General features: G+C 68.8%; 9 protein-coding genes. 3 read left to right on the forward strand and 6 right to left on the reverse strand.

Translation table 11 applies throughout. The annotated features are described in order from the left end of the window. The first annotated feature begins 40 nt into the window (after positions 1–40). Positions 41–1660 carry a lipase family alpha/beta hydrolase gene (locus RM704_RS18045; protein WP_157856731.1) on the forward strand — a complete coding sequence of 540 codons (1620 nt, stop codon included), beginning with the start codon at positions 41–43 and terminating at the stop codon, positions 1658–1660. On the opposite strand, the gene RM704_RS18050 is transcribed toward RM704_RS18045, so the two are convergent. Continuing rightward, positions 1638–3875 carry a family 43 glycosylhydrolase gene (locus RM704_RS18050; protein WP_033529144.1) on the reverse strand — a complete coding sequence of 746 codons (2238 nt, stop codon included), beginning with the start codon at positions 3873–3875 and terminating at the stop codon, positions 1638–1640. The two genes, RM704_RS18045 and RM704_RS18050, sit on opposite strands and share 23 nt — an antisense overlap. A gap of 248 nt (positions 3876–4123) precedes the next feature. Here RM704_RS18050 and RM704_RS18055 point away from each other — a divergent pair, with 248 nt between their 5' ends. Next, the gene (locus tag RM704_RS18055) at positions 4124–5278 is read left to right on the forward strand and encodes a right-handed parallel beta-helix repeat-containing protein (RefSeq protein WP_033529145.1); all 1155 of its coding nucleotides are present in this window, start codon (positions 4124–4126) and stop codon (positions 5276–5278) included. A gap of 379 nt (positions 5279–5657) precedes the next feature. Here RM704_RS18055 and RM704_RS18060 read toward each other — a convergent pair whose 3' ends face one another. The 3 genes from RM704_RS18060 to RM704_RS18070 all read right to left on the reverse strand — a co-directional run bounded on the left by RM704_RS18060 (position 5658) and on the right by RM704_RS18070 (position 8093). After that, on the reverse strand, positions 5658–6488 hold the full coding sequence (locus tag RM704_RS18060) for a pectate lyase (protein ID WP_033529146.1): 831 nt from the start codon (positions 6486–6488) through the stop codon (positions 5658–5660). Between the two features lie 124 nt (positions 6489–6612). Then, positions 6613–7494, reverse strand: coding sequence for a hypothetical protein (locus RM704_RS18065; protein ID WP_033529147.1), 882 nt, complete (start codon positions 7492–7494; stop codon positions 6613–6615). Next, positions 7491–8093 carry a SigE family RNA polymerase sigma factor gene (locus tag RM704_RS18070; RefSeq protein WP_033529148.1) on the reverse strand — a complete coding sequence of 201 codons (603 nt, stop codon included), beginning with the start codon at positions 8091–8093 and terminating at the stop codon, positions 7491–7493. The genes RM704_RS18065 and RM704_RS18070 overlap by 4 nt, the downstream gene beginning before the upstream one ends. A 270-nt stretch (positions 8094–8363) precedes the next feature. Between RM704_RS18070 and RM704_RS18075 the strand changes: the two genes are divergently transcribed. Next, complete coding sequence (locus RM704_RS18075) at positions 8364–9815, forward strand: NCS2 family permease (RefSeq protein WP_033529149.1); 1452 nt, start codon at positions 8364–8366, stop codon at positions 9813–9815. A gap of 103 nt (positions 9816–9918) precedes the next feature. On the opposite strand, the gene RM704_RS18080 is transcribed toward RM704_RS18075, so the two are convergent. Both RM704_RS18080 and RM704_RS18085 read right to left on the reverse strand, forming a co-directional pair. Then, complete coding sequence (locus RM704_RS18080) at positions 9919–11370, reverse strand: peptidoglycan D,D-transpeptidase FtsI family protein (RefSeq protein ID WP_033529150.1); 1452 nt, start codon at positions 11368–11370, stop codon at positions 9919–9921. 95 nt (positions 11371–11465) lie between these two features. After that, a complete protein-coding gene (locus RM704_RS18085; protein WP_033529151.1) occupies positions 11466–12239 on the reverse strand; it encodes an IclR family transcriptional regulator in 774 nt (257 codons plus the stop codon). Positions 12240–12367: the final 128 nt, after the last annotated feature.

The raw sequence follows: 12367 nt of genomic DNA on the forward strand, positions 1-12367 counted from the left end.
GCGACGAACAGCGCATGCGCATCTGAGTGGAGTGGTCCTCGTGGTCGGTAGTCCTCGCCCGCTGATCCTGATTCGCGGATTCGGCGGCCCCGGTGTGTCGGACGAGCGGCGTGACGCCTATCAGGGATTCAACAACGGCAGCGTCTACCCGGAGCGCTACGGCGAGAACTACATCTACGAGGGATTCGTCCTGCGCGCCCTCAAGTCGCCGCTCCACCCGTACCGGGACGCCACCAACGTGGTCGGCTACTACGAGAAGGAGCAGAAGCCCAGACCGGGAGAGCACGACGGATGGCCCGAGCACCTGCTCACCGGCACCATGGTGGTGGACGTCCCCATGGCGCGCGAGGTGCTGGGCCAGGGCGCCCTCGGCACCCTGTGGATCTACCGCTACTACGACCTTCTTCCCCGGACGATCGACCGCTTCGGGGAAGGACTGGTCAGGCTCATCGAGATCATCCGGCACGGCATGCGGCCGGACGAGGAGTTCACCGGTGTGGACATCGTGGCGCACAGCATGGGCGGCCTCGTCACCCGGGCCGCCCTGAGCCGGCTCGGGGACAGCGGCGCCGACCTCGTCCACCGCATCGTCACCCTGGGCACACCGCACCGGGGGATCGCCTTCCAGTACATGCCCGATGCGCTGGTGAAATGCCTGCCCGACGCGGTCGCCGACGAGATCGCCGCCTTCGACCCGGACCGCACGGACATCCGGGCCATCCCGTTCCCCGTCAGGCGGATCCTCACGGTGGTCGGCACGGACCACCGCTCCTACAGCAACAAGTTCGCCACCCTGGGCAATCGCATCGCCGGCCTGATCGACGAGGGCACCCTCACCTACAACCGCAGCGACGGCCTGGTCAAACAGTCCTCCGCCCAGATCCCGGGCGCGCCCCGGACCTTCGTCCACAAATGCCACGGCGGCGACGACTCCCTGGTGACCTCGCGCGAGGCCTACGAGATCGCCATGCGCTTCTTCCACGGCACGCACCACGTACAACTGCGGCTGGACAGGGCCGAGGTGACACGGGGCCGGGACCTCTTCGGCCGCAGCGAGTTCTACTTCGGGGTGTCCGTCAAACCCCGGTTCATCGACTTCGACCTGTGCCACCAGAGCAGCGAGGCCGAGAACTACTACGGCCCCTTCCGCAAGGACGACTTCACCGACGACCTGCCCGATCTCGCCGAGGAGTTGGGCAAGCCGCTCTCGGAGTCGGGTGACGCCACCACCGGCTGGGCGGACGGCGACCGGCTGATCTGGGAGGGCTGGCTCGACGTCGCCGCCAAACCCGAGGGAGCGGCGGACCGGAGCGTGGTGCTCCGGCTCGACGTCCAGGTGTACGAACGGGACAGCCTCGGCATCGGGTTCTCCGACAACCTCGTCTTCCGCAAGCATTACTACGTCCAGGCGGTGCCCGACGGCGCGGGGGAGTGGTCGCTGTACCTCCACACCGGCGAGCGCTTCCTGGCGCCGGGGGTGAGCACCGAGGAAGGGCACGCCGCCGCGGCGGACGAGCAGGTGTCGGAGGTGTGGCCGATGAGGCCCACCGACGAGGGTGGGCCAGGCACCTGGACCTTCCAGGTCGGTGGGACCGGCTTCACGGCGGACCTGCTGCTGACGGTGACCGACGAACGGACTACGGGCGCCGCACCGGCCTGATCGACTCCAGGGTCGGTACCACCGGCCGGATCGTGCCGTCGGCCGCGAACTCCATGCGATCGACGGTCGTCTCCCGGTGGGTGCCGTCCCCGCCGGGCCTGCCGGGGCCGTCGAGGGCGAACCGGTGGTACACCATGTACCAGTCGTCCGTGCCCGGTGCGTTCACCACCGAGTGATGACCGGTGGCGAGGATGCCGTACTCGGGACGCTTGGACAGGATCGTGCCCCGCTCGGTCCAGGGGCCCAGCGGGGACGGTCCGGTCGCGTAGGCCACGTGGTAGTTCTCGCTGCGGGTGTCGTCCTCGGACCACATGAAGTAGTACGTGCCGTTGCGCTCGATGACGAAGGCGCCCTCCCGGAAGTTGTCCGGGGTGATGTCCTTCACCTTGCTCGCGTCGAACGACACCATGTCGTCGTTCAGCGGCACGACGTAGCCGTGTCCGTTGCCCCAGTACAGGTACGACCGCCCGTCGTCGTCCGTGAAGACCGCCGGGTCGATCATCTGGCCGCTCCACGCGCCGCCCTTGGCGACCAGGGGCTTTCCGAGGGCGTCCTTGAAGGGACCGGCGGGGGAGTCGGCCACCGCCACGCCGATCTGCTGCTCGGCGCAGAAGTAGAGGTAGTACGTGCCGTCGCGTTCGGCGATCGCCGGGGCCCAGGCGTTTCTGTCGGCCCAGGACACGTCGGGTCCCAGGTCGAGGATGACGCCGTGGTCCTTCCAGTGGACGAGGTCCTTCGACGAGAACGCCTTGAACCGTGTGCCGCTCCAGCCGGGGAAGCCGTCCGTGGTCGGGTAGATCCAGTAGCGGCCGTCCATGTACGTGACATCGGGGTCGGCGTAGAGGCCGGGCAGGACCGGGCTGCGGGTCGGCACCGCCTCGACCGTCCAGACGCGTTTCGTGCCGTCGGCGGCGGTGACCGTGTACTTCTGCGGCGTGCGGAAGTCGCGGCGGGTGCCCGACCTCGGGCTCACCGTCGCGCCCTCACCGAGCCGGAGCTCCGGCGCCAGCCGTCGCAGCGCTGCCTCGCCGGTGTCCGGCCCCATCGGCAGGACGACCTTGTTCGCGGCCTCCGTGACGATCGCGTACCCCTTCTGGCCCTTCACCGTCGCGTCCACGACCGAGGTGGGGCTCACCGGGTACGCGGCCAGCAGCCGGTCGTACTCCTCCTGCGTCACCGGCATCACCGTGCCGTGGCGCGGGCTCGCGGGCAGCTGGTAGTTCTCCGACATGGTCCACCTGCCCGAGTCGAGGTCGGTGGTCTCGAAGGGGACGTAGCCGCGGCCGCCGTACTCGTCGATGAACAGGTACCACTTCTCCTCGGTGTTGGACTTGAACACCGTCGGGCCCTCACCGCGGTCGATGGAGCCGCTGCCGACGCAGTCCGAGACGAAGTCGTACGACGTGTCGGTGAGCGAGGTCGACTTCTCCGCGGTGATGAACTTCGAGCATGGGCTGGAGGAGGTGGGATCCCGCTCGTCCTTGGTGTACCGGTAGTAGGTGCCCTTGTGCTTCACCACCGTCGAGTCGATGACCGAGTAGCCCGGGTCGTCCCAGACCTTCGGCTCGCTGAAGGTGCGGAAGTCCTCGGTCGTCGCGTACAGCATCTTGTTGTAGGTCGAGCCGGTGTGGTCCGGGTCGTCGTCGGCGTACAGCTTCGACGCCCAGAAGACGACGAACTCACCCAGGCTGTCGTCCCAGTAGGCCTCCGGCGCCCAGGTGTTGCCCGCGTTGTCGGGCGAGACCTTCACCAGCCGCTGGTCGGTCCAGTGCACCAGGTCCGTGGACTCCCAGACCATGATCGACTTGCTGCCGTGTCTCTGGACCTGGTCCCAACTGCCGCTGCTGTTGCGGTACATCCGCAGATCGGTGGCGATCATGTAGAACTTGTCGCCCCCGGGGGCGCGGATCACGAACGGGTCGCGCAGCCCCTTCTCGCCGATCGTCGAGGTGAGGACCGGCTTCCCGGCGTTCAGCTCCCGCCAGTGCAGGGCGTCGTTGCCCCGGCTGAGGGCGTAGCGGATCTGCTCGCCGTCGGCGGTGCCCTCGCCGGTGAAGTAGGCGAAGAGATAACCGGCGTACTCCGGTTTCTTCTCGGAGCGCGCGGGCCGTGGGGAGGAGTCGGGCGCCGGTTGGGCGGCGCCCGGTGGGGCGGCCAGGAGGCCGAGGACGAGGGCCAGGAGGGGAAGCAGGAGCGTACGGGCGGTGGGGCGCATGACACATCCTGTGAGAGTCTGATGGATTCTGTTTGCCGAGTTGCCCTCGGAGTCTCATCAGTGCGCTTCAGGGCGTCAATCGGTGTGCGTGTGAAGACTCCCGGCGAAACTTTCGAGCGATTTCGCGGGGGCGCGGCAACCCTTTCCCGGCGGGCGGCGACCAGTGATCAGAAGCGGGCCGGGGCGGCCCCTCCGGCCCGCTTCGTTCCTCGTCTCCCGAAGACGCGTCCCCTGCGAAAGGAACACCCGTGCGTCAGACCTATGGACGCCACCGTAGAACCCGGACCCTGTCGATCGCCGCCGCCGTGTCCGTCGCCGCGGGGGCCGGCGGCGTCCACCTCGGCCTCACGCACGACGGTGCCCAGGCCGCCGCCACCACCGTCACCGTCTCCAGCACCGCGTCGCTGGAGGCGGCCGTGGCCGGCGCCCGGGCGGGTACGACGATCCAGGTCCGCGCCGGCACCTACCGGCCGACGCGGACCCTGAAGTCCACCGCGAACGGCACCCCCACCGCCCGGATCACGCTCACCGCTCACCGCGGCGAGAAGGTCAGGATCGACGGGTCCGCGCTGCCCGCCGGCTCCTGGCTCGCCGGGATCTACGGCGACCACTGGACGGTCTCCGGCATCACCTTCCAGAACTCCCCGGCGCAGGGCCTGGTCGCCACGTCCTCGGTCGGCGGGATCTTCGAGAACCTGGTGACCGCGAACAACGGCGACTCCGGCTTCACGCTGCGCGGGGACGGCACGACGGACAACCTCGTACGGAACCTGGACAGTCACGGCAACTACGACGCCGCCACCCACGGCCAGAACGCCGACGGCATCGCGGTGAAGTTCGGCTCCGGCACCGGCAACAGGATCACCGGAGCGCGCCTCCACGGCAACGCGGACGACGGCCTCGACCTCTGGCAGTTCTCCTCGCCCGTCACCATCGACCACTCCTGGGCCTTCGGCAACGGCAGGAACCGCTGGAAGGACTCCGCGTTCCAGGGCAACGGCAACGGGTTCAAGCTCGGCGGCGGCGGGGCCTCGGTCGCGCACGCGGTCAACAACAACGCGGCCTGGGACAACACGCTGCACGGGTTCACCGAGAACTCCAACACCGGCGCGATCCTGCTGAACCGGAACACGGCGTACGGCAACAAGGCCAACGGGTTCTACTTCGCCACCGGCAAGGCCCGGCTGGCGCGGAACCTCGCGGTGGGCAACGGGACGGGGAAGGCGAAGCAGGGCTCCGCCACGGTCTCGGCCGCCAACAACTGGGACAGCGGCATCACCACGCCGGCCTTCCGTTCCACGGACGCGGCCACCGCCTACGCCGCCCGGCGCACGGACGGGTCCCTGCCGATCACGACGTTCCTCACCACGGGCTCCAAGGCCATCGGCGCGACGATGAACTGACCCGCCGCGCGAGGAAGGAACGCGCAGGGCGAGAAGAAGGCGCCCCCCGCCGGTCGTCACCGGCGGGGGGCGTTCTTCGTGCCGACCCCGAGGGGGGCTCCGGTCGGCACCAGCTGCCGGCCGAGGGGGGCTCGGGCCGGCAGGCCCACGCAGTCGAACGAGGAGCCCGGACCGAGGAGGCCCGTGCCGCTCGAACCACTGACGATGTCGAGTGTCAGTACGTCGTCCTCACTGGTGTTCGACTTCCACGCACTTGCAGGGACGCCGTGGAGGAGGGTGTGGTTGTCCGCCCGGTACCGGCGAGACCCAGTCCTTGATGGATACCCGCGCCCGCCCGCCCGCGAACGCGCACGCCCCCGTCCCCTTCTTGGCGAAGGGCTCACTTGTAGGTGATGGCGGATGACGGGAACTTGCAGGTGGTCCCGTCCGCGCCGACGCCGATCTGGGTCGGCTCCTTGCCCGAGCTGTTGCCCTTGAAGCGCACGCAGGTCTTGACCTTCTTCTTCGGGTCACCGTGGATGCGGATCTTCGAGAGCGTCGCGGTGTCGCGGTAGTTGGCGTTCACGCCGACGATCGCCTTCAGGGGCGCCACGACGTCGATGTCGCTCAGCACGATCGTGCGCTTGTACTGCTTCTTGCAGTTGCCGCAGGAGCGCACCAGCTTGCCGGAGTCCTGCACCCGGAAACCGGTGATGCTGAGCCTGCCGGCGCCGTTGAACTGGAACACCTTGTCCGAGGCCTTCTTCGCGCCCCCGCCGACGACCTTGTACACGGCCTTCGACGACGTGCCCTTGAAGCTGGCCGCGTCCTCGCCGACATCCAGCCACCACACGTTCTGCAGGGTGCAACTGCCCTTGCAGTGCACCCCGTCCGCCCCCGGAAGACCGATGATCACGTTCTTGAGGACGGCGCCGTCGGCCAGCTCGAAGACCGGGTCCTGCCCCTCGTCCTGGCCGCCGCCGCCGAGCGCGCCCTTGCCGAAGAACTTCCTCAGCTTGCCGTCGTAGGTGCCCTTCACCTTGATCGTCGAGGAGACGGCCTTGCTGCCCTTGGCCGTCGGCCAGGTGGCGGCGGCGTCGGCGGGGGACAGCAGCGACGTCGTGACGAGCGCCCCGCCGGTGAGGGCGAGGGCGGCCACCGAGCCGATCACGGCCCTCCGGCCCGTGACCCGACGGCGGTGCCGGACGCGCTGTTCTGCAGGTGCGGTCATGTACCCGATCCCTCGATGATGGTGACTCTTGCGCCTACTGGTCGCCACCGGTGGAGAAAGGGTTGCCGCGCCCACAGATCTTTTTCACGAGAACTTCTTCACGGATCCCTCCCGTGAGGATCCGCTACGAATCGCCCTCGTCCGAGGAGTCGTTGTCGTCGTCGCCGTCGCCCTGGCCCTCGAAATCCCCGCCCACCGTGAGGTCCTCGCCGCCCGCCCTCGCGGTCATCGTGTAGCGGTCGTCGCCCGCGTCACGGCCACCGCGCTCGTGGTTGTACTGCCCGGCGAAGACGAACTCGCCCTTCGGGACCGTGCGTCCGTCCTTGAGCACCCAGGTGTAGACCAGGAACCCGTCGTCGGACGCGACCGTGAGGTCGAAGTCCTGCTCCGGCAACGACCGCCAGGCGCCGGCCGAGGAGACCCCGCCGGTCTGGGCGATCGTCAGCCGGACGGTCAACTCGGTGAGTTGCTCACTGGTCTTCAGGGTGAGGTTGCTCTGCGCCCAGAAGTCGTTGCTGTGCGGGTCGACGGAGCCGTCCGACCAGAGCGGGCCGTCCTCCTCGTTCCCTGCGGTGGGCAGCTTCGGCGCCGTCGTGTCCTCGGTCGACGGGCTCTTCGACGGCGTCGGGCCGGGGTTCTCCTCGCGTTCCCCGCCGGTGCTCGGGCTCGGGCGGTCCGGCCGGCTCGGGGCCCGGCTCGTGGCGGCGGGGGAGTCGACCGGGGTCGGGGAGACCACGACCGTCCGGTCGGCCGGCGTCGTCTCCTCGCCCTTCACCGCGGAGGCGACCGCGTAGCCGCCGACCGCGAGCACGCCCGCGACCCCGGCGGTGGCGGTGACCACCCGCACCCAGCCCCACAGCGGCGGCCGGGTCGCCTCGCGGCTCCGGCGCTCCTCGGGGGCGGCCATACCGCGTTCGATCCGGGCCAGGATGCGGGCGCGGTCGGGCTCGTGCGCCTCGGCCGACTCGCGCAGCCGGGCGCGCAGCTCCTCGTGCACGTCCCTCATCGGTCCCTTCCTCCGGTGCCGCTCACGCCCGCGCCGGTCACGCGTGCCTCCGTGACGCCCGCGCCCGTGATGCCCGCGTGCATCCGATTCGGCGCGTTCTCGGTGCCGAGCAGCTTCTGCAGCTCGGCCATCCCCTTGGACGTCTGGCTCTTCACCGTACCGACCGAGACGCCGAGGGCGAGCGCCGTGTCCTTCTCCGAGAGGTCGAAGGCATGACGCAGGACCACACAGGCCCGCTTGCGGAACGGCAGCCTGCGCAGCGCCGACTGGACGTCGACCACGCCGGCCACGTCGGGATTCTCGGTCTTCTCCTCGCGCTGCGACCAGAACAGGGTGATCCTGCGGCGCTCACGGACCGCGCTGCGGATCCGGGTGCGGGCCAGGTTGGCGACGACGCCACGGGCGTACGCCACCGGGTGGTCCGCCGCTCGGACCCGGTCCCAGCGGTGCCACATCGCGAGCAACGCGTCCGCGGCCAGGTCGTCGGCGGCGTCGGCCTCACCCGTCAACAGGTGTGCCAGACGCGACAGTTCGGCATAGTGCCGTTCGAAGAAGGCGTGGAACTCCACGGAGGCTGCGTCGTCGACGACAGTGCCCACGGGGACCTCTCTTCTCGCTGCGGCCCACAGCGGCCGAGCCGGCTCACTGTGCGTGTCATGTGAATGACATGTGGTCGTCCGGGGTCGACCCCCGACGAGATCCGGAAGAGTAGCAGTGATCGTGAAGGGGGTTCGTACGAGGCTTCGAACGCCGTCTTGCAGGGCGAACTCCGATTCCGTAACACGGTGAAAACCTGAATCGGGTTCAACAGGGGAACAATCCAGCCAGCATCCGCGCGTAGACCACGCATGTCACTAGGAGCACCGTTCATGTCCGACGCACAGAAGGTGGCCGACCGGCCCGCAGCCGAGCCACCCGGGGCGAACAGCGTCGATCGCTTCTTCAAGATCAGCGCCCGGGGGTCCACCTTCGCCCGTGAGATACGCGGCGGCTTCGCCACGTTCTTCACGATGGCGTACATCCTTGTCCTGAATCCCATCATCCTCGGCAGCGCGAAGGACAAGTACGGCCACACCCTCGACGGCGCCGAACTCGTCACCGCGACCGCCCTCGTGGCCGCCGTGATGACGATCATCATGGGCGTCGGAGGGAACCTCCCGCTCGCCCTCGCCGCGGGCCTCGGCCTCAACGCCGTCGTCGCCTTCCAGATAGCCCCGCTGATGAGCTGGTCCGACGCGATGGGCCTGGTCGTCCTCGAAGGCCTGCTGATCTGCGTCCTGGTGGTGACCGGCCTGCGCGAGGCCGTCATGCACGCCATTCCGCAGCCGCTGAAGCAGGCGATCAGTGTCGGCATCGGCCTGTTCATCGCCTTCATCGGGTTCGTCGACGCCGGGTTCGTCACCCGTATCCCGGACATCGCGAACACCACCGTGCCGGTGCAACTCGGCGCCGGCGGCGCGCTGTCCGGCTGGCCCATCCTGGTCTTCTGCGCCGGTGTCCTGCTGACCGTCGCGCTGCTCGCCCGCAAGGTGAAGGGTGCGATCCTGATCAGCATCCTGACGATGACGGTCGTTGCGATCGTGATCAACTCGGTGGCCGACATCAAGAGCTGGGGCCTGACCACCCCGAAGGTCCCCGACGACATCGTCGCCGCCCCCGAGTTCGGACTGATCGGCGACTTCAGCCTCTTCGGGTCGTTCGGCGAGACCACCGTCATCACGGTCGTCCTGCTGATCTTCACCCTGCTGCTCTCGGACTTCTTCGACACCATGGGCACGGTCGTCGGCATCACCGCCGAGGCGGGCCTGCTCGACGAGGAGGGCAAGGTCCCGAACCTCGGGCGGGTCCTCCTCATCGACGGCGCCGCCGCCGTCGCGGGCGGCGCGGCCTCCTCGTCCTCCGCGACCTCCTACATCGAGTCCGCGGCCGGCGTCGGCGAGGGCTCCCGCACCGGGTTCTCCAACCTGATCACCGGCGGCCTCTTCGCGGTGGCGCTCTTCCTCACCCCGCTGCTGACCATCGTCCCCATGCAGGCCGCCGCGCCCGCGCTCGTCGCCGTCGGCTTCCTGATGATGACCCAGGTCAAGAACATCGACTGGGACAGGTACGAGATCGCGATCCCGGCGTTCCTCACCATCGCGGTGATGCCGTTCACCTACTCCATCACCAACGGCATCGGCGCCGGCTTCCTCGCCTTCGTCCTCATCAAGACGGTCCTGGGCAAGGCGAAGGAGATCCACTGGCTGCTGTGGGCGACCTCGGCGCTGTTCCTGGTGTACTTCGCGATCAACCCGATCCAGCAGCTGTTCGGCGTGCGGTAACGGCCCGCGGACGAGGACGAAGGGCCGCCCTCCGGGGGGAGTGAGGGCGGCCCTTCTCATTCAGGTGGTCCTTCGGCCTTTCGGCTCTTCGGTCCTCCGGCCGTCAGTTCTTCAGCGCGGCCTCCATGACCGCCTTCGCCACCGGCGCCGCCAGCCCGTTGCCGCTGACCTCCGACCGCGCCGCGTTCGACTGCTCGACGACGACCGCGACGGCGACCTCCTTGCCGTCGGCCTTCGCGTACGAGGTGAACCAGGCGTACGGCGTCTTGCTGTTGTTCTCGCCGTGCTGGGCCGTACCGGTCTTGCCGCCCACCGTCGCCCCGCCGATCCGCGCGTTGGTGCCCGTTCCGTCCTCGACGACCGTCCGCATCGCCGACTGCAACTGCTCGGCCGTGTCGGAGCTCATGATCTCCTTCGTGCCCGCCTCGGAGTCGTAGTCCTCCAGGACGTCACCGCCGCCGTCGGTGATCTGCGACACCATGTGCGGCGAGACCAGCTTGCCGCCGTTCGCGATCGCCGCCGACACCATCGCCATCTGCAGCGGCGTCGCGGTGACGTCGTACTGGCCGATACCCGTCAGGGCCGTGGAGGACTTGTTCATGTCCGACGGATAGACACTCTCGTACGCCCGCACCGGCACGTCCTGCGTCTCGTCGTCGAAGCCGAACTTCTCGGCCGTCGCCCGCACCTTGTCCTGCCCGAGGTCGACGGCCATCTTCGCGAAGACGTTGTTGCACGAGTACTGCAGCGCCGTACGGATCGTGGCGTTCTCGCAGGGCGCGCTCGGGTTCTCGTTGGACAGCTCCGTCTCGGTCTCCGGCAGCGTGTACGGGTCGGGGCTGACCGTCTTCTCGTCCACCGACCCGTACAGCCCGTCCTCCAGCGCGGCCGCCGCCACGACCAGCTTGAACGTCGACCCCGGCGGCAGCGGCTGGCGCAGCGCCCGGTTGGTCAGCGGCTTGTCCTCGTCCGCGTTGAGCTTCTTCCAGGCCGTACCGGCGGTGCCCGCGTCGGTGAGGGAGGAGGGGTCGTACGACGGCGTCGACACCACCGCGAGGATCTTCCCCGTGGCCGGGTCGATCGCGACGGCCGCGCCCTTCTTGTCGCCGAGCGCCTCGAACGCGGCCTTCTGCACGGCCGGGTCGATCGTGGTGATCACATTGCCCGGGTCGGCGCGCTGACCGGTCACCGTGTCCATCACGGTCCGCAGCCGGAGATCAGTGCCGTCGAGCAGGTCCTGGTAGACGCCCTCCAGTTGCGTGGGCGCGTAGGCCTGCGAGGCGTATCCGGTGACCGCCGCGTACAGCTCGCCGTCCGTGTACGTGCGCTTGTACGCGAGGTCGCTGCCCTTGGTGCGGGCGGAGCCGGTGATCGACTCGCCGGCCACGATGATGTTCCCCAGCGGGTCCGCGTACGTCTTGATCGCGTTGCGCCGGTTGTTCTGGTCGTCCGCGAGTGCCGTGCCGTCGTAGAACTGCACCCATGTCGCCCTGACCAGCAGGGCGAGCACGAGCAGCAGGGTGAGGACGGCGGAGCGCCTGATCGTCTTGTTCATCGCACCCGGAAGGACGAGCGGGATGCGATCGATCGTTCCATCGGCCCGGCTTTCTCATGGGGTCCTCATGAAGCCGGGGTTGCCACAAGCCCGGATCAGAGTCTGCGGGTCGCCAGCGTCAGCCGGTCGCGGGCGTCGAAGAGGGCGTCCTTGACCAGCTGCTCGTGCGCCGGGGTCAGCCGGGCCACCGGGACGGAGCAGCTGATCGCGTCGCGGGCCGGGGTGCGGTAGGGGATCGCCACCCCGAAGCAGCGCAGCCCGAGCGTGTTCTCCTCGCGGTCCACCGAGAACCCCTGCTCGCGGATCTGGCGCAGCTCCTCGATGAGCCGTTCCCGGTCGGTGATCGTGTGCTCGGTCAGCGCCGGCAGGGTCTCCGGGAGCATCTTGCGGACCTGCTCGTCGGTGTGGGTGGCCAGCAGCGCCTTGCCGAGCGAGGTGGAGTGGGCGGGCAGCCGGCGGCCGACCCGGGTGAAGGGGCGCAGATAGTGCTGCGACTGGCGGGTGGCGAGATAGACGACGTTGGTGCCGTCGAGCCGGGCCAGGTGGATCGTCTCGGTGGTGTCGTCCGACAGCCGGTCCAGCGTCGGCCGGGCCAGCGCCACCACCTCGTCGCCGTCGATGTACGACGTGCCCACGAGCAGCGCCCGGACGCCGATGCCGTACCGCGTGCCCGTCGCGTCGGTCTCCACCCAGCCCAGCTCCACAAGGGTGCGCAGCAACATGTACAGACTCGACTTGGGATATCCGACGGCTTCCTGGACCGCCGCCAGGGAATGCATACCGGGGCGTCCGGCGAAGTATTCGAGCAGCTCAACGGTCCTTACCGCCGATTTGACCTGTGCTCCGCCGCCCGTCTCCACTGCCGTCATCGCCCTTGACCCCTTCGTTCGGCGAGAAGCTGAAGATATAGTCTCCGACAGAATATTCATCATCAGAGACGGCGTTCAGCATATCGAACGACGCTGGTGAATGACCCAGATATACCCCTGGGAATCGA

The organism is Streptomyces gottesmaniae, assembly GCF_031845845.1.
GTDB lineage: Bacteria > Actinomycetota > Actinomycetes > Streptomycetales > Streptomycetaceae > Streptomyces > Streptomyces akebiae.

Bases quoted from the DNA above. Each gene is read 5' to 3' on its own strand.
- RM704_RS18050 (WP_033529144.1), bottom strand. From the start codon at position 3,875: ATGCGCCCCACCGCCCGTACGCTCCTGCTTCCCCTCCTGGCCCTCGTC.
- RM704_RS18085 (WP_033529151.1), bottom strand. From the start codon at position 12,239: ATGACGGCAGTGGAGACGGGCGGCGGAGCACAGGTCAAATCGGCGGTA.
- RM704_RS18075 (WP_033529149.1), top strand. From the start codon at position 8,364: ATGTCCGACGCACAGAAGGTGGCCGACCGGCCCGCAGCCGAGCCACCC.
- RM704_RS18065 (WP_033529147.1), bottom strand. From the start codon at position 7,494: ATGAGGGACGTGCACGAGGAGCTGCGCGCCCGGCTGCGCGAGTCGGCC.
- RM704_RS18060 (WP_033529146.1), bottom strand. From the start codon at position 6,488: ATGACCGCACCTGCAGAACAGCGCGTCCGGCACCGCCGTCGGGTCACG.
- RM704_RS18080 (WP_033529150.1), bottom strand. From the start codon at position 11,370: ATGAACAAGACGATCAGGCGCTCCGCCGTCCTCACCCTGCTGCTCGTG.